At 70.0% G+C, this 23,560-nt stretch carries 26 protein-coding genes; 17 read left to right on the top strand and 9 right to left on the bottom strand.

The annotated features are described in order from the left end of the window. Positions 1-5 precede the first annotated feature (5 nt). From kefF to ACG01O_RS03270, 8 genes are all read left to right on the top strand, one after another. Complete coding sequence (gene kefF / locus ACG01O_RS03305) at positions 6-659, top strand: glutathione-regulated potassium-efflux system oxidoreductase KefF (protein WP_394381357.1); 654 nt, start codon at positions 6-8, stop codon at positions 657-659. Next, positions 656-2,494 (top strand): glutathione-regulated potassium-efflux system protein KefC, encoded by a 1,839-nt coding sequence (gene kefC, locus ACG01O_RS03300; protein WP_394381356.1) that lies wholly within the window; start codon positions 656-658, stop codon positions 2,492-2,494. The genes kefF and kefC overlap by 4 nt, the downstream gene beginning before the upstream one ends. Continuing rightward, positions 2,491-3,321, top strand: coding sequence for an SIR2 family NAD-dependent protein deacylase (locus tag ACG01O_RS03295; protein WP_394381354.1), 831 nt, complete (start codon positions 2,491-2,493; stop codon positions 3,319-3,321). The genes kefC and ACG01O_RS03295 overlap by 4 nt, the downstream gene beginning before the upstream one ends. Beyond that, positions 3,318-3,884: an ECF-type sigma factor gene (locus tag ACG01O_RS03290; protein ID WP_394381352.1), complete on the top strand. Its 567-nt coding sequence runs from the start codon at positions 3,318-3,320 to the stop codon at positions 3,882-3,884. The genes ACG01O_RS03295 and ACG01O_RS03290 overlap by 4 nt, the downstream gene beginning before the upstream one ends. Next, positions 3,868-5,811, top strand: a complete 1,944-nt coding sequence (locus ACG01O_RS03285; protein ID WP_394381350.1) for a protein kinase domain-containing protein — start codon at positions 3,868-3,870, stop codon at positions 5,809-5,811. Before ACG01O_RS03290 ends, ACG01O_RS03285 begins: the two co-directional genes overlap by 17 nt. 89 nt (positions 5,812-5,900) lie before the next feature. Next, positions 5,901-6,545: a hypothetical protein gene (locus tag ACG01O_RS03280; RefSeq protein ID WP_394381349.1), complete on the top strand. Its 645-nt coding sequence runs from the start codon at positions 5,901-5,903 to the stop codon at positions 6,543-6,545. Next, positions 6,542-7,417: a PEP-CTERM sorting domain-containing protein gene (locus ACG01O_RS03275; protein ID WP_394381347.1), complete on the top strand. Its 876-nt coding sequence runs from the start codon at positions 6,542-6,544 to the stop codon at positions 7,415-7,417. Before ACG01O_RS03280 ends, ACG01O_RS03275 begins: the two co-directional genes overlap by 4 nt. A 52-nt stretch (positions 7,418-7,469) precedes the next feature. Continuing rightward, a complete protein-coding gene (locus ACG01O_RS03270) occupies positions 7,470-7,901 on the top strand; it encodes a DUF1841 family protein (protein ID WP_394381346.1) in 432 nt (143 codons plus the stop codon). A gap of 111 nt (positions 7,902-8,012) precedes the next feature. Here ACG01O_RS03270 and ACG01O_RS03265 read toward each other — a convergent pair whose 3' ends face one another. The 3 genes from ACG01O_RS03265 to flgA all read right to left on the bottom strand — a co-directional run bounded on the left by ACG01O_RS03265 (position 8,013) and on the right by flgA (position 9,590). Further along, on the bottom strand, positions 8,013-8,405 hold the full coding sequence (locus tag ACG01O_RS03265) for a hypothetical protein (protein WP_394381344.1): 393 nt from the start codon (positions 8,403-8,405) through the stop codon (positions 8,013-8,015). A 5-nt stretch (positions 8,406-8,410) separates the two neighbouring features. Continuing rightward, positions 8,411-8,746: a flagellar biosynthesis anti-sigma factor FlgM gene (flgM, locus tag ACG01O_RS03260; protein ID WP_394381343.1), complete on the bottom strand. Its 336-nt coding sequence runs from the start codon at positions 8,744-8,746 to the stop codon at positions 8,411-8,413. A gap of 139 nt (positions 8,747-8,885) precedes the next feature. Continuing rightward, entirely contained in the window at positions 8,886-9,590 is a 705-nt protein-coding gene (flgA, locus tag ACG01O_RS03255) for a flagellar basal body P-ring formation chaperone FlgA (protein ID WP_394381341.1), read from the bottom strand. 143 nt (positions 9,591-9,733) lie between these two features. Between flgA and flgB the strand changes: the two genes are divergently transcribed. The 7 genes from flgB to ACG01O_RS03220 all read left to right on the top strand — a co-directional run bounded on the left by flgB (position 9,734) and on the right by ACG01O_RS03220 (position 15,145). Then, positions 9,734-10,144 carry a flagellar basal body rod protein FlgB gene (gene flgB, locus ACG01O_RS03250; protein ID WP_394381339.1) on the top strand — a complete coding sequence of 137 codons (411 nt, stop codon included), beginning with the start codon at positions 9,734-9,736 and terminating at the stop codon, positions 10,142-10,144. Positions 10,145-10,158: 14 nt separating this feature from the next. Next, positions 10,159-10,575, top strand: a complete 417-nt coding sequence (gene flgC, locus ACG01O_RS03245; RefSeq protein ID WP_394381337.1) for a flagellar basal body rod protein FlgC — start codon at positions 10,159-10,161, stop codon at positions 10,573-10,575. Between the two features lie 134 nt (positions 10,576-10,709). Continuing rightward, positions 10,710-11,354: a flagellar hook assembly protein FlgD gene (locus tag ACG01O_RS03240; protein WP_394381335.1), complete on the top strand. Its 645-nt coding sequence runs from the start codon at positions 10,710-10,712 to the stop codon at positions 11,352-11,354. 43 nt (positions 11,355-11,397) lie between these two features. Next, entirely contained in the window at positions 11,398-12,735 is a 1,338-nt protein-coding gene (gene flgE, locus ACG01O_RS03235; protein WP_394381334.1) for a flagellar hook protein FlgE, read from the top strand. A 28-nt stretch (positions 12,736-12,763) separates the two neighbouring features. Then, positions 12,764-13,495, top strand: a complete 732-nt coding sequence (flgF, locus tag ACG01O_RS03230; protein WP_394381333.1) for a flagellar basal-body rod protein FlgF — start codon at positions 12,764-12,766, stop codon at positions 13,493-13,495. Between the two features lie 18 nt (positions 13,496-13,513). Then, positions 13,514-14,296 (top strand): flagellar basal-body rod protein FlgG, encoded by a 783-nt coding sequence (gene flgG / locus ACG01O_RS03225; protein ID WP_394381332.1) that lies wholly within the window; start codon positions 13,514-13,516, stop codon positions 14,294-14,296. 180 nt (positions 14,297-14,476) lie between these two features. Further along, positions 14,477-15,145, top strand: coding sequence for a flagellar basal body L-ring protein FlgH (locus tag ACG01O_RS03220; protein WP_394381330.1), 669 nt, complete (start codon positions 14,477-14,479; stop codon positions 15,143-15,145). Positions 15,146-15,272: 127 nt separating this feature from the next. Here ACG01O_RS03220 and ACG01O_RS03215 read toward each other — a convergent pair whose 3' ends face one another. The 6 genes from ACG01O_RS03215 to ACG01O_RS03190 form a co-directional block, all read right to left on the bottom strand. Then, on the bottom strand, positions 15,273-16,529 hold the full coding sequence (locus tag ACG01O_RS03215) for an amidohydrolase (protein WP_394381328.1): 1,257 nt from the start codon (positions 16,527-16,529) through the stop codon (positions 15,273-15,275). 36 nt (positions 16,530-16,565) lie between these two features. Then, a complete protein-coding gene (locus ACG01O_RS03210) occupies positions 16,566-17,756 on the bottom strand; it encodes a hypothetical protein (RefSeq protein ID WP_394381327.1) in 1,191 nt (396 codons plus the stop codon). Continuing rightward, on the bottom strand, positions 17,753-18,598 hold the full coding sequence (locus ACG01O_RS03205; protein ID WP_394381325.1) for an ABC transporter ATP-binding protein: 846 nt from the start codon (positions 18,596-18,598) through the stop codon (positions 17,753-17,755). The genes ACG01O_RS03210 and ACG01O_RS03205 overlap by 4 nt, the downstream gene beginning before the upstream one ends. Further along, positions 18,595-19,002, bottom strand: a complete 408-nt coding sequence (locus ACG01O_RS03200) for a GntR family transcriptional regulator (RefSeq protein ID WP_394381324.1) — start codon at positions 19,000-19,002, stop codon at positions 18,595-18,597. The genes ACG01O_RS03205 and ACG01O_RS03200 overlap by 4 nt, the downstream gene beginning before the upstream one ends. 109 nt (positions 19,003-19,111) lie before the next feature. Beyond that, positions 19,112-20,032 carry a glucosamine inositolphosphorylceramide transferase family protein gene (locus ACG01O_RS03195; protein ID WP_394381322.1) on the bottom strand — a complete coding sequence of 307 codons (921 nt, stop codon included), beginning with the start codon at positions 20,030-20,032 and terminating at the stop codon, positions 19,112-19,114. Next, on the bottom strand, positions 20,032-21,120 hold the full coding sequence (locus tag ACG01O_RS03190) for a glycosyltransferase (protein ID WP_394381320.1): 1,089 nt from the start codon (positions 21,118-21,120) through the stop codon (positions 20,032-20,034). Before ACG01O_RS03190 ends, ACG01O_RS03195 begins: the two co-directional genes overlap by 1 nt. 424 nt (positions 21,121-21,544) lie before the next feature. On the opposite strand from ACG01O_RS03190, the gene ACG01O_RS03185 reads away from it, so the two are divergent. Beyond that, complete coding sequence (locus ACG01O_RS03185; RefSeq protein ID WP_394381318.1) at positions 21,545-22,654, top strand: flagellar basal body P-ring protein FlgI; 1,110 nt, start codon at positions 21,545-21,547, stop codon at positions 22,652-22,654. Beyond that, positions 22,654-23,535: a flagellar assembly peptidoglycan hydrolase FlgJ gene (gene flgJ / locus ACG01O_RS03180; protein WP_394381317.1), complete on the top strand. Its 882-nt coding sequence runs from the start codon at positions 22,654-22,656 to the stop codon at positions 23,533-23,535. Before ACG01O_RS03185 ends, flgJ begins: the two co-directional genes overlap by 1 nt. The last annotated feature ends 25 nt before the right edge of the window (positions 23,536-23,560 follow it).

The following is a 23,560-nucleotide window of genomic DNA, read 5'->3' as shown; positions in this document are numbered from 1 at the left end:
TCGCCATGCCCGACAGCCACGCCCGCGACATCCTTGTCCTCGTCGCCCACCCCGACCTCGCCCGCTCCCACGTGACCCGCACCGTGCTCGACACGCTGCGCGCGTCGCCCGCTGCGGCGCGCGTGGAGGTGCGCGACCTGTACCGCCTCTACCCCGACTTTCATGTCCACGTCGACGCCGAGCAGCGCGCGCTCGCTGCAGCCCGGCTCGTCGTGATGCTGCACCCCATCTACTGGTACAGCATGCCCGCGCTGCAAAAGCTGTGGTGGGACGAAGTGCCGCGCCTGGGCTGGGCCTACGGGCCGGGCGGCACAGCGCTGCACGGCAAAGACTTTTGGCTCGTGGCCTCCACCGGCGGCGGCGCCGAGGCCTACGCACCCGGCGGCCACAACCACCACCCCATCGGCGACTTCCTGCTGCCGTACCAGCAGTCTGCCCGCACCTGCGGCATGACCTGGCTGCCGCCGCAGATCCTGCACGCCGCCCACCGGGCCTCCGCGGCCGAGGTGCAGGCGCACGCCGCGCTGTTCGTGCAACGCCTGACCCACTTCCCGGACTGGTGTGAACGCCTGGGCGAGCCCCCCGTGGGCGATGAAGACGCCGTGGCGCTGGACGAACGACCCGCGCTGTTCACGGCCCTGGGCGGGGGGCAGCCATGAGCCACAGCAGCTGGCTGCAACTGCCGCTCGTCTTCCTGGCCGCCGCGGTGCTGGCGGTGCCGCTGGCACGCTACCTGCGCCTGGGCTCCATCCTGGGCTACCTCGTCGCCGGACTGTTGATCGGCCCGGCCGTGCTGGGCCTGGTGCCCGAGTCGGACGCGATTCCCGAGGTGGCCGAACTGGGCGTGGTGCTGATGCTCTTCCTCGTAGGCCTGGAGCTGGAGCCCAAGCGGCTGTGGGCCATGCGCCGGCCCATCCTTGGCTGGGGCAGCGTGCAGTTGCTGGGCTGCGCCGCGGTGCTGACGGCCCTGGGCATCGCGTTGGGCTATCCGTGGCGGCTGGCGGTGGTGGTGAGCCTGGGGCTGGCGATGTCGTCTACCGCCGTGGCGCTGGCCGTGCTGGCGGAGCGCAACCTGGGGCGCACGACGGCGGGCGAAAGCATCCTGTCGGTCGCGCTGCTGCAAGACATCGCCGCCATTCCGGTGCTGGCCCTGGTGCCGGTGCTGGCCCTCAGCGGCGCGCATGATGACGCCGACGGCAAGACCTGGCTGGCGGCGGCCAAGGCGGTGGGTGCGATCGTCACCATCGTGTTCGGCGGCCGCCTGCTGCTGCGCCCCGCCCTGCGCTGGATCGCTCACAGCAAGACGCCCGAGATCTTCACCGCCGCCGCCCTGCTGCTGGTGCTGGGCACGGCGGCGCTGATGCAGCTGGTGGGCTTGTCGATGGCGCTGGGGGCCTTCCTGGCCGGCGTGCTGCTGGCCGAGAGCGAGTACCGCCGCGAGTTGGAAACCGACCTGGAGCCCTTCAAGGGCCTGCTGCTGGGCCTGTTCTTCATCGCGGTGGGCATGGGGCTGGACCTGAAAGCCGTGGCCGCGCAGCCGGGGTTCGTGGCGCTGCTGGTGGCCGCGCTGCTGGTGTGCAAGATTGCCGTGCTGGTGGGCATGGCCAAGGCGATGAAGATCCCGCTGGTGGAGCGCCCGGCCTTCGTCATCCTGCTGGCACAAGGGGGCGAATTCGGCTTCGTGGTGTTCCAGCTGGCCCAGGGCGAGGGCATGATCACCGCTGCCCAGAACTCGGCCCTGGTGGCGGCCGTGGCGCTGTCGCTGGCGCTGACGCCGCTCTTGCTGACCGGCGGCGACCGGCTGATGTCGCAAAAGCTCGCCCGCCTTGGGCAAAAGAAAAAGCGCGACGAAGTGCCCCCGCCGCCCTCGCCCATCATCATTGCCGGCAGCGGCCGCTACGGTCAGGTCGTGGCCCGCATGCTGCGCGCCAACGGCCTGGAAGCCACGGTGCTGGACCACGACTCCGAGGCCATCGAGAGCCTGCGCCGCTTCGACTGGACGGTGTACTACGGCGACGCGACCCGGCTGGACATGCTCAAGACCGCCGGCGCCCAGACCGCCCGCGTGCTCGTCATCGCCATCGACGACATCGCGCAAAGCGTGGAGATCGCCGAGCTGGCGCGCGAGCACTTCCCGCAACTCACCGTCGTGGCCCGCGCGCGCAACGTGCAGCACTACTACCAGCTGTTTGAAGCCGGCGTGCGCCGCATCGAGCGCGAAACCTTCGACTCCGCACTGATGAGCGCGCGCAGCGTGCTGGAGCTCACCGGCATGGAGCCCCACGCCGCACGCCGCCAGGCTATGCGCTTTCGCCAACACAACCTCGAGGTGTTGAACCGCATGGTGCCGCTGCAGGGCGACGAAGGTGCGCTGATCGCCGCCGCCAAGCTCGGCCGGCAGCAGTTCGAGCAACAAATGGCCGCGGAGCGTGAGGCCGACGAAGCCCACCGCCGCGCGCAACGGCGCGGCTGGGAAGGCAGCACGCCGCCATGAACAACGCTGCCCTCGACCACGCCGCCGCACTGATCGCCCAAGCCGACGCACTGATCGTGGCCGCCGGGGCGGGCATGGGGGTGGACTCCGGCCTGCCGGACTTTCGCGGCAACGAGGGCTTCTGGCGCGCCTACCCCGCGCTGGGCCGGGCGGGGCTGGACTTCATGAGCGCGGCGTCACCGCGCACCTTCGAGCGCGACCCGCGCCTGGCCTGGGGCTTTTACGGCCATCGCCTGGCGCTGTACCGCCGCACCGTGCCGCACGCCGGCTTTGGCCTGCTGCAACAGTGGGGCGCACGCACGCCGCGCGGCCTCGCGGTGTTCACCAGCAACGTGGACGGCCAGTTCCAGCGCGCGGGCTTCAGCGACACGCCGCTGCACGAATGCCACGGCTCGCTGCACTGGCTGCAATGCCTGCGCAGCTGCGGCCAAGCGCCCTGGCCGGCCGACGGCCTGACGCCCGACATCGACGACACCGAATGCCGCTGGCTCGGAGACCTGCCCACCTGCCCTGGCTGCGGCAGCCTGGCGCGGCCCAACGTGCTGATGTTTGGCGACGCCGATTGGGCGGGCGACCGCTACCAAGCCCAGGCCTGGCGCCTGTCCGACTGGCTCGGCCGCGTGGACCGCGCCGTCGTCCTGGAAATCGGCGCCGGCACGGCCGTGCCATCGGTGCGGCACTTCAGCCAGCTGGTGGTGGCGGCCCACGGCGGCCGCATCGTGCGCATCAACCTGCGCGAGTCGGACGTGGCGCCCGCCTTCGGCGTGGGCCTCGCCAGCGGCGCGCTGCATGCGCTGACGGCACTGCAAGAAAGGCTGACGGCGTGACCGCGCTGACCGCGCTGCTGCAGGCCGCGCGCGAAGGCGACGCGGCGGCGGCCGAAGCCGTGTGGCCCCACGTGTACCCCGAGCTGCGGCGCATCGCCCATGCCCGGCTGCGGGGCCCGGGCGCGCCCAGTCTGGCCACTGAAGAGCTGTTGCATGAGGGCTTCTTGCGCCTGGCCCAGGCCCCGCACGCGCCCCTGGCCGATCGCCATCACTTCTACGCCCTGGTGTCTCGGACCATGCGGCACATCGTCATCGACCACCTGCGCCGCCGCCAGGCCCAGGCGCGCGGTGGCGGGTGGCAGGCGCTGGGCTGGGACACGGCGGCCGTCGACGCGGCCATGCCCGAGGCCGACGACACGCGGCTGCTGGCCCTGGATGCCGCGCTGGACGCCCTGGCCGCGCTGGAGCCGCAATTGGCGCAAGTGGTGGAGCTGCGCTTCTTCGGGGGGTACACCGAGGCCGAAGCAGCGAACGCACTCGCCCTGAGCGAGCGCACGCTGCGACGCCTTTGGGCCAAGGCACGCGCGTTCTTGCTGGTGCAGCTGGATGACCGCGCGGATTGACCCCGCCCTGTGGCCTCGCGTGTCTGCGGCCTTCGACGCCGCGCTGGAGCTGCCCACCACGGAACGCGAGCGGTGGCTGCGCGAGCAAAGCCCCGATCTCGTCGAGCCCCTGCGCACCATGCTGCAAGCACACGACGGCACGGCCGAACTGCCCGCGCTGTCGGCCCTGCACGAACTGCAGTCCGAGCTGCCGCCGGTCCCGCTGGCCCGGCCCGGCCAACGCATCGGCCCGTACCGGCTGATCGAGCGGCTGGGCGGTGGCGGCATGGCCGAGGTGTGGGGCGCCGCCCAGGTCACCGGTCCCATGGCTGGCCGGCATGTGGCCTTGAAGCTGCCCCGCCCGGACCCTCGCTTGGGCGAACGCCTGCGAGACGAACACGCCCTGCTGCTGGGCATGGAGCACCCCCACATCGCCCGCCTGTACGACGCGGGTGAAGACCAGGGCCAGGCCTGGCTGGCGTTGGAGTGGATCAACGGGCAGCCCATCCACCGGGCCTTGGCCGATCAGCCGGTGCGCCAGCGGCTGGTCACCTTCCTGCAAGTGCTCGATGCGGTGCGCTACGCCCATGCGCGGCTGGTGCTGCACGCCGACCTCAAGCCCGCCAACATCCTCGTCGGGCCCGATGGGCGCGTGAAGCTGCTGGACTTCGGCATTGCCCGCTTGTTGCACGGCACGGGCCCGCGGGCCTTCACGCCCGGCCTGGCAGCCCCCGAGCAACAGCGCGGGGAGACGCTGACCGTGGCGACCGACGTGTACGGTCTGGGCGGCGTGCTGGCGGCTGTGGTCCCCGAAGCCCAGCGCAGCCGCGCACTCGCGGCCGTCATCGCCCGCGCTCAGGCCGAGTTGCCCGCTGCGCGCTACGCCAACGTCCAGGCACTGGCCGATGACATCCATCGCCTGCTGGACCACCGGCCCGTGGCCGCCATGGCCGGCGCCCGCACCTACCAACTGCTTTGCGGGCTGCGCCGGCACCGCTGGCCGGTGCTGGGCGTGGTGGCGCTGTGCGCAGGCCTGGCCGCGGCGCTGTGGCAGGCCGACAACGCACGGCGCGAGGCGCACCGCGCAGAGGTGGCCAACCACTACCTGCTCGATCTGTTCAAGACGCTGGACCGCCGCGCACCGGACGCGGCCGACCCGGCTGCTGCCTTGCATCGCCTGCTGACCGAGCGTGCCGCGCGCATCGAGGCCGCGCTGCCGGAGGACCCCGACACCGCCGACGCGCTGCTGCGCATCACCGCCACGCTGCACGACTACCTGGGCGACGCCCGCCGCAGCCGCGAACTCGGCGAGCGGCGCTACGAGGCCCTCAAGGCCCGGCACGGCCTGCGCAACGAGCGCACGCAATTGGCCGGCATGGCGCTGGTGTGGCCCACGTTGGCCGGCCACGACCCCGGCGCCGCGCGGCGTTTGCTGGACGAACTGAACACGGCCCTGCCCGACCGCGGGCTGATGCGTGCTGAATGGCTGCTGGCCCGCCACGAACTGCGCGAGCGGGAAGGCGCCCCCGCCGAGGAGCGGGAAGCCCTGCTGCGCCAAGCCCTCGTGCGCTACGCGGCCGACGCCCCCGACGACAGCGGCCATGCCGCCACCTGGCTGGCACTGAGCGAACTGCTGGCCACAACCGGGCGAACGCCCGAGGCGCTGGCTGCCGTCGATCAGGCCCTGGTGCAGGTGCCGCGCGCGCAACCCTACATTGCCAGCGACCACGCCCGCCAACTGCTGCACCGGGCCAGCCTCGGCGCCCCCTCGGCCACGGCCGACGAAGCCCAGGCCTTGCAGCTGCTGCGCGGCAGCGTTGGCCTGCGGGCGCCGTTTGTTCGGCGGGCCCTCACCGCGCTGGTGGCCCGTCGCTGCCGGGTCGACGCCCCAGCGGCCAACGCGCTGGCGTCCGAGGCCGGCCTGCCAGGCTGCGCGCCCGTCCCCTGAATCGGCGTCAAGGCGGGTGGCCGGATCCGGCGCTGGCTTGCGTGTGTGCAGGTAGCGCCGCTGTTGGCGTTCTGCCTCGGGAGAGATCCATGTTCCTGCGTCACGCACTGCTGCTCAGTGCCACCCTCGCCCTCGCCGTGCCGGCGGCGGCCCAGACCTGGCATGTCACCGGGCTGTTCAACACCGGCGTCAACGCCGCCGGCGCACCGTTGAGCGGCTACGCGGTCGACCCGCACTACGCCATCGTCGGCAACGCCGTGTTCTCGACCGCCTACGCCTCGCGCCTGGGCGACGGCTCACCCATCGACACCGCAGCATGGGTGCCCGACACGGCACTGAGCAGCTGGATCAACCCGGTCATCGGCACCGGCTTCGTCGACCGAGCCGGCGTGACCGACGCCCTGCGCTACGAGACACACTTCCAGGTGCAGGCGGGCTTCGAGACGCAAGTCCGTCTGCAGGGCCGCTGGGCCGCAGACGATGGCGGCCTGCGCATCTGGCTCAATGGCGTGCAGGTGCCGGGCGTGCCGGTGGCCCAGGCCGACAGCTGGCACAGCTTCAGCATCGCCAGCGGCTTCAAAGCCGGCGACAACGTGCTGGCCTTTGACACGCTGAGCACGCAAAGCCCGACCGGGCTGCGCGTGGAGGTGAGCGCCGTGCCGGAGCCTGGAACGGTGAGCCTGTGGATGGCCGGCGCGCTGCTGGTGACGCTGCGCCTGCGGAGGCCGGCATGAAGGCGGCGCGCACCCTGTTGAGCGCCCTCGGCGCCAGCGTGCTGCTGGCCCTGAGCCTGCCGGCCGCCGCCGTGCAAAGCCAACTCAACGCCAACCTGCAGGTGAACACGACCGTGTTCTATCCCGTGTCGGGCGCGGTGGTTCATGCCCCCGACCTGAACCTGCTTGACGACCCACGCAGTGCGCAGCTTCAGTCGCTGGACGGCAGCGCCGCGTTGGGCGGCGGGAACGCCCATGCCCACTTTGAGGGCCGCATGGGTTTGCTTCGCGCGGCCGTGGACGCGAGCTTTCCGTACTGCTGCGACGCCTTGGGGCACCGCGTCGTGCAGGGCTATTCAGACGCCACGGTGCAAGGCCGCTTCTACGACAGCATTGCCGTCACCGGCGCCGGACTCGCCCCCGGCACGCCGGTCAGCTACACGGTCAACTTCAGCATCACGGGTGCACTGTCCAACCCCAGTTTTGAAAGCGGGGGCTTCTTGTCGGCCTACGGTCTGGCCGAGGTGCGACTGCGCGACATGAAAAGCTTTGCCGAAGTCAGCAAAAGGTGGGACGCCAGCCGTGACACCCCGGGGCTGTTCAGCTTGCGGCTGGACACCTTTGTCGGCCGAACAGTCTCGATCAGCGGCATGCTGGCCGTGGGGGCGTCGGTCAGCGACGCGGCCCGGCTCGGGCGCACCGCCTGGGCCGACTTCGGCCATTCGGCGGGGTACCAGCTGCTGCCGTCCGTGGCCGGGCTCAACACCACCGGCGCCAGCGGGTACGACTTTGCGGCAGCCCCCGTGCCCGAGCCCGCCAGTTGGGCGCTGCTGGGCATGGGCCTGCTGGGGCTGGGTGTGGCTCGGCGCCGCTGCCGGCGGGCGGCCGACTGAGACGCCCGGCGCGGGGCGGGCCGGCGGCTGCGGGAGTGGCGACAATCGCACCATGTTCGCCCCGTCCCAACTCGAAGTCCGGCGCTTCTTTTGCGCCACCTACCGCAAATGGCGCGAGGGCGCGCCGCTGATTCCGATGGAGGCGATTGCCGCCGACTGGATCGCCGAGCATCCGGAGTACCACGACGACCTGGCCGACGAGGCGGCCGCGCTGGAGAAGGTCTACACCGTGGAGGAAGGGCGCACCAACCCCTTCCTGCACCTGTCGATGCACCTCACCATCACCGAGCAGCACGCCATCGACCAGCCCTCAGGCATCCGGCAGGCGGTGGACCTGCTCTCGGCCAAGCGCAACTCCCGCCACGAAGCCCACCATGTGGCCATGGAGGCCCTGGGCGAGATGATCTGGGCCTCGCAACGCAGCGGCATGCCGCCCGACGGCCACGCCTACCTGGACCGCGTGAGGCAGGCGGCCACGCGCTGAAACCCAGCGCCTGGATTCACTCAGTCTCAGCGCGCACAACGGAACGCTCAAGTGCCGGACCCAAAAAGCGAAAAGCCACCCGAAGGTGGCTTTTTCGTTGATGGGTGGGCCTCAGGCCTGGAAGCTGTTGCTGCCCAGGCTGCGGCGCTCGGCCTTGCCACCCGCACCGTACAGGCCGGTGGGCTCGCTGGGGATGAGCACGTCCAGCGCCCGGTCCAGCGACGCGTTGCCGCGCGCCAGGGTTTCGCGCTGGGCGGCCAGCAGGCCCCCGGCACGCACGAGGCGGTTGCGCAGGGCGGCCGGCACGCCGCCGGCGCGTGCGGCTTCGCTGAAGCGCTGCACGGCCTGGGCGAGGTGCTGGTGCAACTCGGCCGAATGTTGTTCGATGGCGGCCGGGTCCCGGCGGGCCAGCGCGTCACCCAGCAGGTTCAGGGTGGACTCCACCGCCAGCAGGGGCTGCTCGAGTTCCGGGCTCAGCGTCGGGGACGAAGCAAGGGCGGTCATGGTGTTCAGTGCTTGTTGGCGCGCGCGTCGAGCAATTCTTGCGCATTCGCCACGAGTTTGTCTGCGATGGCCCGGGCGTTGACCGTGAACTTGCCCTCACTGATGGCCTGGGAGATGCGCTGGACCTTGGCGGTGTCGAAGCTGCCGTCGTCGGCCCCCGCGGCGCTGGCGGCCATCTGAGCCGTGGCCGAGATCGCTACCTGGGCGCTGGGCTCAGGCTTGGCGCTGGTGGCCGTGCGGACGATGTCGTTGGCGCCGCTGGCTTCGGGCTTGCGCGCCGCAGGGCGTGCCTCGGCCTTGGCCGGTGCGGCGCTTCCGTCTGGGCTGTTACCGATCTTCATGAACTTCTCCAGGGTGCGGGGGCAGACCCTGCCAGGGGCGATGTGAGGGAGTTTCCTCCTGTATCGGCATTTGCGGGGGGCACTTGAGGGGCAAGTGGCCGGAATTCAGCCCCTGTTCCGGGGATTCGTGGCGATTTGCTCACAGCGCCAGCTCCACCCGGCGCTCGGCCACGGCGCGCCCGCTGGCCACACGGCCGCTTTCGAACCGAACCCGCACGTCCTGCCCTTCCAGCCCGGCCGTCAGGGCCTGGGCCTCCGCGGCGACCGCAAAACCCGGGCCCACGGCGCGCACCTGCACGGTTTCACCCGCCGCAAACCACTGGCGCACCTTCAGCGACGGCGCGCGCAGCGCCTCGGCCGCCGCTACCGGCCGGGCCAGCGAACGGCCCAGCAGGGCCTGTGCGTTGGTGAACACGGCGCCGGGTTCGGCAGCTATGTCGATGTCGGCCCAGGCCAGGTGTTCTTGAGAGAGGGTTGTCCCGGTGGGCAGCGGCTGCGAGGCCACGACGGCGCGGCCGTACACCGCCACCCGCACCGGCACGGTCACGTTCCACTTCACCGCGCCGTCCAGGCAGCGCAGGCCGATGCGGCTGCGTCCCCAGGCGGCCACACCGGGCGGCAGGTAGGGCTGCACCTGGGCGCAGGCCGCGAGCTTGAGCCGGGCATCCAGCGCGCCCACCTCCACCGTCACCCGCGTGTCTGCCGGCGCGGCGGCCCGGGCGGCGGTTTCGGCCAGGGTGCGCACCCGCTCCAGCAGCGCCGGGTCCAGCGGGGCCTGCGCGCGCACGGGCAGCGCGGCCAGCAGGCACAGCAGCGTCAGCAGGGGCAGGGTCACGGGTCGCATGGCGCCACTCTAGGGATCGGACCGGGCCGCCCTAGGTCAGAAATGCGAGGCTTTGCCCCCGTTAATCCCGCTCATGTTTTCGGACCCGGTTCAGACAATTTGCGCCAAGGGCCACACCGGCCCGCTCCTCGCCCGAGGCCCAGATGTTGAACCGACTCACCGACACGTTGAATTTCCAGACGCAGGCACTGACGCTGCGTTCGGAACGCCAGCGCCTGCTCGCCAGCAACATCGCCAACGCCGACACGCCGGGCTACCAAGCCCGCGAGATGGATTTCGCCCGCGCCCTGCGCGACGCCACATCGGAAACCGGCCAGGCCAGCGCGCTGGTCACCACCAAGGGCGCCCACATCGCGCCGCCCGCCATGCGCAGCGAGACGACGTTGAAGTACGCCTTGCAGTCGCAAACCAGCCTGGACAACAACGGGGTGGACATGGACCGTGAGCGCGCCAGCTTCGCCGACAACGCGGTGAAGTACGAAGCCACGCTGCGCTTCATCAACGGCTCCGTGCGCACGGCGCTGGACGCGATGAAGTCGCACACCCAAGGTTGATGAAGGGCTGAACGATGTCCATGTTCCAGATCTTCAACGTCTCCGGCAGCGCGGTCAGCGCGCAAAGCCAGCGCCTGAACGCCGTGGCCAGCAACCTGGCCAACGCCGACACCGTGGCCGGGCCGGACGGCACCGCCTACAAGGCGCGCCAGGTGGTGTTCCAGACGCAGTTGATGGGCGCCGGCAACGACACCACCAACGCCGGCGTCAAGGTCAGCACCATCACCGAAGACCAGACCCCGGGCCGGCGCGTGCACAACCCCGCGCACCCGCAGGCCGATGCCGAGGGCTACGTGACCTACTCCAACGTGAACCCGGTGGAAGAGATGGTCAACATGATCTCGGCGTCGCGCTCGTACCAAAACAACATTGAGGTGATGAGCACGGCCAAGAGCCTGCTGCTCAAGACCTTGCAGATGGGTCAGTCATGAACACACGCCCCCGAAGCGCTTCGCGCCTCCCCCTCAAGGGGGCGCACCCAGCGGCCCGGCAAAGCCGGTTCCGCGGCTGCCGCGCGATGGCGCAGCGGCCTGCGGCGCTGCAACTTGCACGACAGGATTGAGCCATGGACGTCACCGCACTCACCGGCACGAGCAATTCCGCAGGCACTTCGGTGTCTGCGAAGAACGCGGCCGAAACGCAGGACCGGTTCCTGAAGCTGCTCGTCGCGCAGATGAACAACCAGGACCCGCTCAACCCGATGGACAACGCCCAGGTGACGAGCCAGATGGCGCAGATCCAGCAGGTGACGAGCCTGTCCACGCTGGACACCAGCATCAAGGGCCTGGGTTCGCAGCTGGGTCAGATGCAGGCCCTGCAGTCCATCTCGCTGGTGGGCCGCGATGTGAGCGTGCCCGGCAACAAGCTGCAGGTCAGCGGCGGCGTCGCCGAGGCCAGCTATGAGCTCGACGGCGCAGCGCAGACCGTGAAGCTGGAAATCCTGGGCGCGGCCGGCAACGTGATCGACACCCAGCAGCTGGGCGCCCAGTCCGCCGGCCGACAAACCTTCACCTGGAAGGCGGGCAACCTCGCCGCCGACGGCAGCCAGCTGCAATACCGCATCACGGCCGCCAACGGCGCCAAGCCCGTGACCTCCACGCTCTACACGCACGACAAGGTGGATGCCGTTTACAGCGAGAACGGCAGCCTCAAGCTGAACCTGGAACGCCTCGGGCCGGTCGACTACACGACCGTCTCCGCTGTGAACTGATCCCTCGCCGCCCCCAACCCCGCACACACGCAAGGACTCCACCATGAGCTTCCAGCAAGGCCTCTCCGGGCTGAATGCCGCCGCCAAGAACCTGGACGTCATCGGCAACAACATCGCCAACTCCGGCACCTACGGGTCCAAGGGCGCGCGGGCCGAGTTCTCGGACGTCTACGCCGCCGCACTCAACGGCGCCGGGCAGAACCAAGTGGGCATCGGCACCCAGCTGTCCACTGTGGCCCAGCAGTTCACGCAGGGCAACATCACCACCACCGAGAACCCGATGGACCTGGCCATCAACGGCGGCGGCTTCTTCCAGTTGAGCGACGGCGTGAGCCCCATCCGCTACAGCCGCAACGGCCAGTTCAAGGTGAGCAAAGAGGGCTTCATCGTCAACAACGACCAGCTCAAGCTGCTGGGCTACCCGGCCAACGGCGCCGGGGTCATCCAGCCTGGCACGGCCCAACCGCTGCAACTGCCCACAGGGGGCATTCCCCCAGCGCCCACCACCACGGTGAAGATGGAGTTCAACCTGGACTCGCGCCAAGCCATCACCGCACCCAGCAGCGGCGCGGCCACCGGCATCGACCTCAAAGACAGCACCACCTACAACAACGCCACCTCCCTGACCGTCTATGACGCCAAGGGCCAGGACGTGGCCGTGACCTTCTACTTCCAGAAGACCGCCACCACCGCCACGGGCGACGACGTGTGGAACGTCTACGCCACCGCCAACGGCACGCCGTTCGACACCGACGCCACAGGTGCGGCCATCGCGCTGGACGCCAACGGTAACCCCACGACGCCCTACACCACCATCACCTTCCCCGCCACGGGCGGCGCCCCCAGCGCCATCCTGGGCACGGCCACCACGCCGCCGGGCACGATCAGCATGCCGGTGCCCGCCGGCACCAGCAGCCGCGGGAACGCCACCCTGCCGATCACCGGCATCCAGCTGAACCTGAGCAACGCCAGCGAAAACGGCAGCAGCTTTGCCGTGACCAACCTGACCCAGGACGGCTACGCGCCCGGTCAGCTCACCGGCATCACCGTGGCCAACAACGGTGTGATCCAGGCCCGCTACTCCAACGGCCAAAGCAAGCCCGCCGGCCAGGTGGAACTGGCCAACTTCCGCAACCCGCAGGGCCTGCAGACGCAGGGCGGCAACGTGTGGATCCGCTCGGTGGCCTCCGGCGACGCCGTGGTGGGCGTGCCGGGCGACGGCAACATGGGCTCGCTGCAGTCCGGCGCGCTGGAAGAAAGCAACGTGGACATCACGGCCGAGCTGGTGAACATGGTGACCGCGCAGCGCGCCTACCAGGCCAGCGCCCAGACCATCAAGACGCAAGACCAGGTCTTGCAGACCATCGTCAACCTGCGCTGATCGCAGCCGCAGCGACTGAGGAGCACGCATGGATCGGATGATTTACCTGTCAATGGCCGGCGCCAAGGCGGCCATGCAGCGGCAGGACGTGCTCTCCAACAACCTGGCCAACGTTTCGACCAACGGCTTTCGGGCCGAGCTGCAGGCGTTCCGGTCGGTGCCGGTGCGGGGCGACGGCGCCTCCACCCGCGCGTTCTCGCTGGAAACCACCATTGGGTACGACAGCGCCCCCGGCACCGTCACGCCCACCGGCCGCAACCTGGACGTGGCCATGCAAGGCAACGCCTGGCTGGCCGTGCAGGGCGCCGACGGCACCGAGGCCTACACGCGGGCGGGTGCGCTGGACGTGAGCGCCGAGGGCGTGCTGGTGATGCGCAACGGCATGCCCGCCCTGGGCGACGGCGGCCCCATCAACGTGCCGCCCAACGCCCAGGTGTCCATCGGCAGCGACGGCACCGTCAGCGCCAAGGCGCCGAACCAGCGACCCACCACCATCGGCCGCCTCAAGCTCGTCACGCCCGAAACGCCCACGCAGCTCACCCGCGGGGAAGACGGCCTGTTCCGCTCCGCCGGGGGCGACCTGCCCGCCAACCCCGCCGCCCGCCTGCAGGACGGCGCGCTGGAAGGCTCCAACGTCAGCCCCGTGGCCACCATGGTGGCCATGATCGCCGCCGCCCGGCAGTTCGAGCAGCAGATGAAGCTGATGCAGATTGCCCAGACCCAGGGCCAGCAGTCCGCCAAGCTGCTGAGCAGCACCTAACCGACAAGAGGCCACCCCATGATGCGCTCGCTCTGGATCGCCAAGACCGGCATGGAAGCCCAGCAAACCCAGCTGGACACCATCTCGCAAAACCTCGCCAACGTGGCCACCAACGGCTACAAGCGTTCGCACGCGGTGTTCGAGGACCTGATCTACCAAAACCTGCGGCAGACCGGCTCCAACACCACCGAGCAAACCGTGCTGCCCACGGGCTTGCAGGTGGGCCTGGGCGTGCGCCCGGTGGCCACCTCGCGCATCTACACGCAGGGCAACCTGCAGCAAACCGGCAACAACCTGGACCTCGCCATCAAGGGCGACGGCTTCTTCCAGGTGCAAATGCCCGACGGCACCACCGCCTACACCCGCGACGGTTCCTTCCAGCTCAACGCCAACGGCCAGATGGTGACCAGCAACGGCTACACCGTGCTGCCCGGCATCACCATTCCCGCCAACGCGCAGAGCCTGAGCATCGGCTCGGACGGCACGGTCAGCGTCACCACCCCCGGCCAGGCCACGCCACAGACGGTGGGGCAGTTGCAGCTGGCCAACTTCGTGAACCCGGCCGGCCTGGACCCGAAGGGCCAGAACCTCTTTGCCGAAACCGCCTCCAGCGGCACGCCCAACACCGGCGCGCCCAACGCCAACGGGCTGGGCGCGTTGCAGCAAGGCTTTGTGGAAACCTCCAACGTGAACGTGGTGGAGGAGTTGGTGCAGATGATCCAGACCCAGCGCGCCTACGAGCTGAACTCCAAGGCCGTGCAGACGTCGGACCAGATGCTGCAAAAGCTCGGGCAGATTTAGACCACCCCCTACCGGCTGCGCCGGCCCCCTCAAGGGGGCGCCACGGGTGGCCCGGCGGAGCCTGTTCCACCGTGGCTGCTGGAGGGGCGGCTGGCTTCGCGGCCGCGTGCGGGCGGGCTTGCTGGGATGGCTTCACGGGCCTGGGTTCGGTTTTTAGCGCGGTATCAGGAGAAGTCGTTCATGAAATTCATCATCCCCCTCGCCGCTTGCGCACTGCTGGCCGGTTGCGCCACGCCGTACCCCGAGCCGCTGATCGAGTTGGCCCACACCCCCGTGGTGAACCTGCCGCCCGCGCAGCCCATGACGGCCACGAATGGCGCCATCTATCAGGCGGCCAGCTACCGCCCGCTGTTCGAAGACCACCGCGCGCGGCTGGTGGGCGACACGCTCACCATCAACATCACCGAGAAGGTGGCCGCCACGCAAACCAGCACCAGCGAGCTGAGCAAGAGCGGCAGCCTCTCGGCCGGCGTGACAGCCCTGCCCCTGATTGCCGGCAACTCGTTCGGCAAGGCCAGCGCGGGGGCGACGTCGGCGAACGACAACAAGGGCAAGGGCAGCAACCAGAACACCAACGAGTTCACCGGCGCCATCACCGCCGTGGTGACCGCCGTGCTGCCCAACGGCCACCTGATGATCAGCGGCGAAAAGCAGATCGGCGTGAACCGCAACGTGGACGTGCTGCGCTTCTCTGGCCAGGTGGACCCGCGCGCCATCGGCCAAGGCAACGCCGTGGCCTCCACCGCCGTGGCCAACGTGCGCATCGAACAACGCGGCCGCGGCGCCGCGGCCGATGCCCACGCGGTGGGCTGGCTGTCGCGCTTTTTCTTGAACGTGGCGCCGAGCTGATCGGCCCACCCCCTGCGGCCTGACGGCCGCCCCCTCAATGGGGGTGGGGGGGGCGCGCTGCCAGCGGCCTGGCAAAGCCAGTTCCGCGGCAGCCGCTGGAGGGTGAGCGACGCTGCGCGCGCTCAGGTCAGGCTGGCTGGGCCGCCAGGTAGTCCACCGCCAGGTTCGCCAGCGCTCGCACGCCCACTTCCAGGCCGCGCTCGTCCACGATGAAGCGCGGCGAGTGGTTGGCATGGGCCTGGCTGGGCTCGATCTCCGGCGGCGTGACGCCCACGAAGAAGAACAGCCCCGGAATCAGGCGCTGGAAGAACGAGAAGTCTTCCGCCCCGGTCACCTTGGGCACCAGCTCGATGCCCATGGGCCGCGGGCCGGTGGTGGCCACGCGGGTGAGCGTGGGCAGCATCTGCTCGGTCAGCGCCGGGTCGTTGCGGGTGACGGGGTAGTTCTTGGTGATGCACACCTGGCACTGCGCGCGGGAGGCGCCGGCAATGCCTTCGGCCAGTTCAGTGACGCGCGCATGGATGGTGTCGCGCATGCCCTCGTCGAAGCTGCGGATGGTGCCGCGCATCTCCACAGCGTCCGGAATGATGTTCTCGCGCACGCCGCCCTTGATGGCGCCGATGGTCACCACCGCAGGTTCACGGTTCAGGTCCAGGTTGCGGCTGACGATGGTTTGCAACCCCAGCACGATCTGCGCTGAGGTGACGATGGGGTCCACCCCCAGCCAGGGCGCTGCGCCATGGGTCTGCTTGCCCTGCACCGTGATCTTGAGCTTGTCGGAACTGGCCATGGTGGGCCCCGGCCGGTAGCCGATCACCCCGGCCGGCTGGCGGGAGGTGACGTGCAGGCCAAAGATGGCGCTGGGCGTGGGGTGCTGCAGCACGCCCTCTTTGATCATCAGCTCCGCCCCGCCCTCCTCGCCCTCGGGTGGCATCTCCTCGGCAGGCTGGAAGATGAACTTGACGCTGCCGGGCAGGTCGGCGCGCATGCCGGCCAGGATGGAGGCCACCGCCATCAGGATGGCCACATGGCAGTCGTGCCCGCAGGCGTGCATCACACCCACCTCTTCACCGTTCCAGACCGCCCGGGCCTTGGAGGCGAACGGCAGGTCCACCGCTTCGGTGACCGGCAGGCCGTCCATGTCGGCCCGCAGCGCCACCACCCCGCCGGGCTTGCCGCCCTTCAGCAGCCCCACAACGCCGGTGTGGGCCACGCCGGTTTTCACCTCATCCAGGCCCAGGCTGCGCAGGTGCTCGGCGACGATGGATGCGGTGCGGAACTCGCGGTTGCCCAGTTCGGGGTGCTGGTGCAGGTCCCGGCGCCAGGCAATGAGCTGGGGCTCGATGGCAGCGGTGGCAGCGGCGATGCGGTCGGCGAAGGTCATGCGGCGTCCTGAGGTCAATGCCGCCCCAGTATGGCCTCAGCCGGCGGGCGTTGACATCGGTACGAACCGGTTCAAGTCTTGCTTCGCCCAGGCGCGCTGGGCCCCAGCGGCCAGCGCCACGGCGGCGGCCAGTTCCAGGCCGAGCAGTTCCAGCCCACGAACCGGCGAGAAGCCCAATGCGTGCACGACCGCCACCAAGCCCGGCACGGCCACCGCCAGGCTGACCGAGGCCAGCAAATGAGCGGGGCCGGTATTGCGCCAGCCCCGGACCCACAGCGACCAGGCCATGGCCAGCAGGGCATCCACCGACACGGGCAGCCAGCTTTGGAACTGGGCGTCCCGGCGCCCCTCGCCCGTCAACCACGCAGCAACCGCCAACTCAAAAACCATCCAAGCCAGCGCAGACAGCAAGGACGCCGCCACCATGCGCCGCGCCCATGCGGCCGGCGCCAAGCGTCCGGGCGCCAGGCGAGCTCGCCAATGCAGCGGCGGCCCCACGGTCACGGCGTCTGCCACCATGCACAACGCAAACATCCACACGCCCAGCCAGGCCAGGGCCCAACCCTCGGCCAGGGGCTCGCCCCAGGCGAGGAAGCGCCAGTTCGGCGCTTGAGTCAACGATTGCGGCAACAAGACCAGCCACACCAGCGCCCCGCGGTTGTTGCGTTCGAGTTCAACGTCGCTCAGCGTGGGCACTCGCCGCCAAAGCCGCCAGCCGCCCAGCAGCCGCGTGAGGGCGGTGAGCGCGCGCTGCAAGTGAGCGTGGCGGTCCACAGACACCCGCAGACCCAGCCAAGTGCCCACCAGCCACGCCGCAGCCAACTGCAGCGCACAGGTGGCCGTGAGCGACAGCACCTCCCCCGCCGGCAACACGCAGGCTTGCCCCACCAGCATGACGGCCGGCCCGGCACTCGCGCAGGCCACCAGCTGCAGCCGCAATTCGGCATACCCCTGCCGCGTGCGCCGCGCCGCGGCTGACGGCGTGACCCGGCGCTGCCAGCGGGCTTCGGCCGAAGCCTGCGTGCCGGCCATCCAGAACACCGAACCCGCCAGCCAGGTGGCCAACGTCCCCGTGGTCTGCAGCACGATGTCAGCCCCGTGCTTGCCTGCCAACGCCAACCCCACGCCGACCAGGGCGGCGAGGCCGGAGGCGATGGTTGTGATCAGAAACACGGGGCCGAAATGCGCCTGATCCGGCCCGGCCACGCTGCAGTCCAGGGCGCTCATGTGTTCAAGAACTCCATCAGGTCTTCCATGCTCAAGGCCGGCAGGTGCGCGGCCTGCGGGTGGTGCCGCGCATCCACCAGCAACTGGCCCGCAGCCCAGCGAATCTCGCCCGGCTGAAACGCCGCCGGCGGGCTGGCCGTGGGCAGGCAGCGCAGGTGCTCCACGGCCTCATCCCACTCGATGAACAGCTGCAACCGCCCCTCGCGCAGAAACATCACGTGGCTCACCACCCGCTCCAGGTCACTGAGCAAATGGCTGGACACCAGCACCGTGCGCGGCGTGGCCTTGCGGCGCAGCGCGAACAAGGCGCGCATGAAGTCTCGGCGCGAGATCGGGTCCAGGCTGGCCACGGGCTCGTCCAGTAGCAGCAGGTCGGGGTCGTGCGCCAGGGCCAACACCACGGCCAGCTTTTGCTGGTCGCCCAGCGACAGGTCGGCCGCCTTCTGGCCCAGGTTCAGGTCCAGCCGGCCAGCCAGCGCCACCGCATCACTCAAGGCGACGCCCGGGTACACGGCCGCCATTTCGCGCAGGTGCTCATGGCCGGTGAGGCGGGGAAAGAGGTCGGGCGTCTGCGCGGCGTAGCCCAGGCGCTCAAGCACCGCATCGGGCAGGTGGCGGCTGGGCGCGCCCAGCAGGCGCGACTCGCCCGACGTGGGCGTGGCGAGCCCCAACAGACAGCGCATCAGCGTGCTTTTGCCCGCGCCGTTGCGGCCCACCAGGCCCACCACGGCGCCCTCGGGCACGGCAAAGGTGATGTGGTCCAGCAACCGGGGGCGCGAGGCCGTCCAGTTCGGGCCCTCGAGGTCCAGGCAGAGATCGTGTGCCTGCAGGGCGGGGGTCATGGGGTCTCCTTGGGGTCGGGGTGCAGCAGCCGCTCGAACGCGGCCAGCGCCGCCTCGGGCGGAATGCCCAGTTCGCGCGCCTGCTGCGCTGCGCTTTCCAGCGCCGGGGCCAGCAGAGCCAGGCGGTCGGCGTCACCGCCGGCGGTGGGCACGCCGGCCGCCACCACCATGCCCACGCCCCGGCGCCGCTCCAGCAGGCCTTGGGCTTCCAGCAGGCTGTAGGCCTTGCTGACGGTCATGGGGTTGATGGCATGGCGCTCGGCCACGGCGCGCACGCTGGGCAACTCGTCGCCCGCGCGCAGCTGGCCGCCCGCCACCTGGCGCTGCACCTGCTCCATCACCTGCCGGTAAATGGGCGTGGCCAGCTGAGGCTGGATGTCGAAAAACGGCAAGGCGGGCGGCATGCGTATCAGTGTATTACTTGCTTAATACACAACGCAAGCCACCAGTTCACGGGCCAGCGGCTGGCGCGGCGGGTTTCAGCCGCGCCTGAGCAGGCCCCTCACGGCGCCGTCATGCACCGAGCAGGCGCTTCAGCCGGCGTTGGAAGTCCAACCATTGCCTGCCGCGCGAGCGGTCGATGCGCTTCACATCGATCAAGGTGAACTCGCCGCAACCCGTCAGCGTGTGCAAGCCGGCGGTGTGGGTGGTGCTGACGAGGTCGCCGGTGAGGCGCTCGGGTAGCAGCTCCACCTGCACCTGTTCAGGCGTGAGCACCGGAAAGCGCAGCAGCCGGGTGGCGCCGCCGTAGCCGGTGGAGCTGTCCTGCACGGGCAGGGTCAGCACGCCGTCGGCCCCCACAAACGGCCGGCCTGCCGGGCGGGCGCCGTCGCGGCTGTTGCGCACCGGGTTGGTGGCCAGCGGTGTCCAGGGGCCGGCGAGATGCGGGGCGTGGGCCACGTGCAGTTCCCGCTGGTCGCGGGCCCCCGGGCCCACCAGCGTGTAGAACATCCACCACCGCCCCTCGAATTCAATGACCGAAGCATCCGCCCCCGGCACGCCACGGATCAGCGCGCACTCACGCTCCCAGTGGTCCAGGCTGTCGTCGGTGGCGCGGTACAGCGCAATCTCGCCCGCCTGGTAGCTCTCCGGCACCATCCAGACCTCGCCGTCGTGCTCGAACACCTGCGGGTAAGACAGGTGGAAGCGCGGCGCCATGACGGTGGTGCAGCCTTGCCAGACGAGGCCATCACGCGTGAATGCATGGCGCTCCAGCGTGGCGCGCTTGATGCGGTAATCGAACGCCTCGACAAACACGTGCAGCGTGGCGCCGCGCACCAGGCCGAAGGGGTCGGCCAGGTAGCGCCAGCGGCCGGCGTCGGGCAGCCAGGTGATGCGGTCACGCACCGCCGCCAGGCGGGCAGCCGTCACGTCAGCCAGGGGCAGGGGAACGATGCCGACTTGCCAGAAGTCCGTTCGGGGTCGCTTGAACATCAGGCCTGCCAGGGGGCATAGGCCTCGTCGTCGTCTTGCGCCAGCGCCAACGCGGCGCGGTGTTCCAAGACGTCGCGGTAGAACTTCAGCGTGCGGGCGACGGCATTGCTGCGGTCATACGCCGCCGTGGCGTACGACACCGCCCGTGCGGCCGGCGTCAACGCACGCAAGCTGGCCACCTCTTCAGCCAGCGCGCGGCCCAGGCCATCGGCATCCCCCACCGGCACCAGGCGCGCCGGCTGACCCGCCAGCATTTCGCGCGGGCCTTGCGTGGCGGTCGACAGCACCGGCCGGCCGGCACGCATGGCTTCCAGGATGGCCAGCGGGAACGCCTCCTCGCGGGAGGGCGACACGAACAGGTCCATCGCCTGCAACGCTGCGTCCACGTCCTGGCGGTAGCCCAGCAGGTGGATGCGCGAGTCGCCCGCGGCCAGCGCCTTCAGCGCGGCTTCGTCGGGCCCCTCGCCCAGGATGGCCAGCACCGCGTCAGCCGGCGCATGGGCCTTGAAGCCAGCAATCAGCAGGTCCATGCCCTTGCTCGGGTGCAGGCGGCCCACGCTGCCCACCAGCAGCTGGCCGGGCGTCAGGCCCAGCTCGGCGCGCAGGTCCGTCGGGCGGGCAGGCGCCGCGGCATCACGCGCCGGCGCCCAGTTGTAGATGACTTGCGCCAGCGCGTCGCCGGCGGGCAGGCTGTCGTGCTGGGCGCGGTTCACGCAGATCAGGCCGTCCAGCCGCGCATGGTGATGGGTCTTGTAGCCCACGTGCAGCGTGCCCACGCGCGCGGCCCGGGTGGCGTGCGCCACAGCCTTGCAGGCCGGCCCCAGGTGCCCGTGGCAAACGTCCGCGCCCAGTCGCCGCGCCAACGCGGCCACGCGCCAGCCACGAAACAGCGGGGCCTTGAGGCCATGGAATTGGACGCCAGCCGCCAGTGCCCCTTGCACCGCCGAACCCGCCGTGCCGATGACATGCACGCGGTGGCCGAGGGCCGCCTGCGCGTTGGCCAGGTCGATGCAGTGACGTTCACCCCCGGCAATGCGCGACGAAAAGACGACGTGAACCAGGGTCAAAGACGGAGGAAACGGGGGCATGGGAACTCTCGGGAGCGACGCACGAACCGGGTGCGTACGCAAAACTTTACCGAGACACACATTCAGAAACCTGTCCCGCCGCCCCCGCAGCCAAAGGGGATCAACCTAAGGGGAGACCCTGGATGCGCCCAAACCAGCCCAAAACGCACGAACCTCGCGCTTCATCGAGAACCTGACCGTCCGCACTGCTGCGTCGCGCCGACAGGCACGGTGCTTCAGGACGATCCACCGCGCACGGATTGGGATTGACAGGATGGCACGCCCCTGACGTTTGAGCCTGATCGAAAGCTTGCAAGCCCGGCGCCCGCAGGCCGTGCAAAAGCACCGCCCGAGCCGACTGGCCCCGCCCTCGGCCAGGAAAAGCGGGGCTGCAGGCGCCCTTTTCACGCGCTTCGCGGGCTCAAGCGTCCGCAGAATCTGCCGAGTGAAGTCCCTGAAAGTCCTCCTCCTCTGCCTCGCCGTGGTGCTGGCACCCGTGGCCCCGTCGGCCCGGGCTGCGCGCATCAAGGAAGTGGCCAACGTCGCCGGCGTGCGGTCCAACCCGCTGACGGGCTATGGCCTGATCGTGGGCCTGGACGGCACGGGCGACCAGACGACCCAGGCGCCCTTCACCGGGCAGAGCCTGAGCGCCATGCTGCAGCAGTTCGGCGTGCTGCTGCCCCAGGGCGTGACCATGCAGCCCCGCAACATCGCCGCGGTGATGGTGACGGCCACGCTGCCGCCGTTCGCCCAGCCGGGCCAGCAGCTGGACGTGAGCGTGTCGTCGATCGGCAATGCCAAGAGCCTGCGCGGCGGCACGCTGATTGCCACGCCGCTGCGCGGTGCTGACGGCCAGATTTACGCCATCGCCCAGGGCAACCTGGTGGTGGGCGGCGCCGGCGCCTCGGCGGGCGGCTCCAAGGTGCAGATCAACCATTTGAGCGCTGGCCGCATTCCGGCGGGCGCGCTGGTGGAGCGCTCGGTGCCCACGCCCATCGCCCAGGGCGACAGCATCCAGCTGGACCTGAACAGCAGCGACTTCGCCACTGCCCGTGCGGTGGCACAGGCCATCAACAAGGCCAAGGGCGCCGGCACCGCGCAGGCCCTGGACGGTCGTGTGGTGCGGGTGCGTGCCCCGGCTGCACCCGACGAGCGTGTGGCCTTCCTGGCCGATGTGGAAAACCTGGCCGTGGACATGGCCACGCCCGCGGCCCGCGTGGTCATCAACGCCCGCACAGGTTCCATCGTCATGAACCAGTCGGTCACGTTGTCGCAATGCGCCGTGGCCCACGGCAGCCTGTCGGTCACCATCAGCTCCACCCCGGTCATCAGCCAGCCCAACCCCATGTCGCAAGGGCAAACGCAGGTGGCGGAGAAGGCGGACATCTCCATCCGCCAGGAACCGGGCAACATCATCCAGCTGCCGGCCGGGGCGCGCCTGTCCGATGTGGTGCGCGCGCTCAACTCGCTCGGCGCCACGCCGCAGGATCTGCTCGCCATCCTGCAGGCCATGAAGAGTGCGGGCGCCCTGAACGCCGAGCTTGAGGTGATCTGATGGCCTCGTCCTCTTTCCAGTCCATCTCCGGCCAATCCCTGGGGGCCCTCGACAACCTGAACGGCCTCAAGGCCCAGGCGTCGCGTGACCCCAAGGCCAGCATCCGCGACACGGCCCGCCAGTTCGAAGCCCTCTTCATGCAGGAAGTGATGAAGAGCATGCGCGCCTCGACGCTGGCCAGCGGCATGCTGGACAACAGCGCCAGCCAGATGGGCACGGAAATGCTGGACCAACAATTCGCCGGCAAGCTCACCGGCCTGCCGGGCGGGCTGTCGGACGCCATTCAAAAGCAGCTGGCGCGCCAGATGGGCGTGACCGACCTGTCGCCCTCCAGCGTGCAAAAGGCCAGCCAGACGACGCTGGCCCAGGCCCTGCCGGCCTTGGCCACCAAGGGCATTCCCAACCATGTGCAGAGCTTCATCCAGCAGCACGACGCCGCTGCCCGTTCAGCCTCGGCCGCCACGGGCATTCCGGCCAGCTTCATGGTGGCGCAGGCCGCCCATGAAAGCGGCTGGGGCAAGCGCGAGATCACCGGCACCGACGGCAGCAAGAGCTACAACGTGTTCGGCATCAAAGCCACGCCGGGCTGGACGGGCAAGACCGTGGAGGTCCTCACCACCGAAGTCATCAACGGCCAGGCCCACAAGGTGACCGCCAAGTTCCGCGCCTACGGCAGTTACGACGAAGCGTTCAAGGACTACGCCAAGCTCATCAGCAGCAACGACCGTTACGCCAAGGTGGTGGCGCAGGCCCAGAATGGCAACGCCGCCGGCTTTGCACGAGGCCTGCAACAGGCCGGCTATGCCACCGACCCGGCTTACGCCGAGAAGCTGGCCAAGACCATCCAGACCACCCAGCGCGTGCAAAGCACGCTGGCCTGATGTGGGACTGATGCGGGAAGGAACC

The sequence above is a fragment of the Pelomonas baiyunensis genome (assembly GCF_043555935.1).
Taxonomy (GTDB): Bacteria; Pseudomonadota; Gammaproteobacteria; order Burkholderiales; family Burkholderiaceae_C; genus Pelomonas; species Pelomonas baiyunensis.
Note: the sequence above shows the minus strand (reverse complement) of the source record. Positions and strands in the feature narration are given on the sequence as shown.

Coding starts and splice junctions, on each gene's coding strand:
- kefF (WP_394381357.1), top strand. CDS start 6: ATGCCCGACAGCCACGCCCGCGACATCCTTGTCCTCGTCGCCCACCCC.
- kefC (WP_394381356.1), top strand. CDS start 656: ATGAGCCACAGCAGCTGGCTGCAACTGCCGCTCGTCTTCCTGGCCGCC.
- ACG01O_RS03295 (WP_394381354.1), top strand. CDS start 2,491: ATGAACAACGCTGCCCTCGACCACGCCGCCGCACTGATCGCCCAAGCC.
- ACG01O_RS03285 (WP_394381350.1), top strand. CDS start 3,868: ATGACCGCGCGGATTGACCCCGCCCTGTGGCCTCGCGTGTCTGCGGCC.
- ACG01O_RS03280 (WP_394381349.1), top strand. CDS start 5,901: ATGTTCCTGCGTCACGCACTGCTGCTCAGTGCCACCCTCGCCCTCGCC.
- ACG01O_RS03275 (WP_394381347.1), top strand. CDS start 6,542: ATGAAGGCGGCGCGCACCCTGTTGAGCGCCCTCGGCGCCAGCGTGCTG.
- ACG01O_RS03270 (WP_394381346.1), top strand. CDS start 7,470: ATGTTCGCCCCGTCCCAACTCGAAGTCCGGCGCTTCTTTTGCGCCACC.
- ACG01O_RS03265 (WP_394381344.1), bottom strand. CDS start 8,405: ATGACCGCCCTTGCTTCGTCCCCGACGCTGAGCCCGGAACTCGAGCAG.
- flgM (WP_394381343.1), bottom strand. CDS start 8,746: ATGAAGATCGGTAACAGCCCAGACGGAAGCGCCGCACCGGCCAAGGCC.
- flgA (WP_394381341.1), bottom strand. CDS start 9,590: ATGCGACCCGTGACCCTGCCCCTGCTGACGCTGCTGTGCCTGCTGGCC.
- flgB (WP_394381339.1), top strand. CDS start 9,734: ATGTTGAACCGACTCACCGACACGTTGAATTTCCAGACGCAGGCACTG.
- flgC (WP_394381337.1), top strand. CDS start 10,159: ATGTCCATGTTCCAGATCTTCAACGTCTCCGGCAGCGCGGTCAGCGCG.
- ACG01O_RS03240 (WP_394381335.1), top strand. CDS start 10,710: ATGGACGTCACCGCACTCACCGGCACGAGCAATTCCGCAGGCACTTCG.
- flgE (WP_394381334.1), top strand. CDS start 11,398: ATGAGCTTCCAGCAAGGCCTCTCCGGGCTGAATGCCGCCGCCAAGAAC.
- flgF (WP_394381333.1), top strand. CDS start 12,764: ATGGATCGGATGATTTACCTGTCAATGGCCGGCGCCAAGGCGGCCATG.
- flgG (WP_394381332.1), top strand. CDS start 13,514: ATGATGCGCTCGCTCTGGATCGCCAAGACCGGCATGGAAGCCCAGCAA.
- ACG01O_RS03220 (WP_394381330.1), top strand. CDS start 14,477: ATGAAATTCATCATCCCCCTCGCCGCTTGCGCACTGCTGGCCGGTTGC.
- ACG01O_RS03215 (WP_394381328.1), bottom strand. CDS start 16,529: ATGACCTTCGCCGACCGCATCGCCGCTGCCACCGCTGCCATCGAGCCC.
- ACG01O_RS03210 (WP_394381327.1), bottom strand. CDS start 17,756: ATGAGCGCCCTGGACTGCAGCGTGGCCGGGCCGGATCAGGCGCATTTC.
- ACG01O_RS03205 (WP_394381325.1), bottom strand. CDS start 18,598: ATGACCCCCGCCCTGCAGGCACACGATCTCTGCCTGGACCTCGAGGGC.
- ACG01O_RS03200 (WP_394381324.1), bottom strand. CDS start 19,002: ATGCCGCCCGCCTTGCCGTTTTTCGACATCCAGCCTCAGCTGGCCACG.
- ACG01O_RS03195 (WP_394381322.1), bottom strand. CDS start 20,032: ATGTTCAAGCGACCCCGAACGGACTTCTGGCAAGTCGGCATCGTTCCC.
- ACG01O_RS03190 (WP_394381320.1), bottom strand. CDS start 21,120: ATGCCCCCGTTTCCTCCGTCTTTGACCCTGGTTCACGTCGTCTTTTCG.
- flgJ (WP_394381317.1), top strand. CDS start 22,654: ATGGCCTCGTCCTCTTTCCAGTCCATCTCCGGCCAATCCCTGGGGGCC.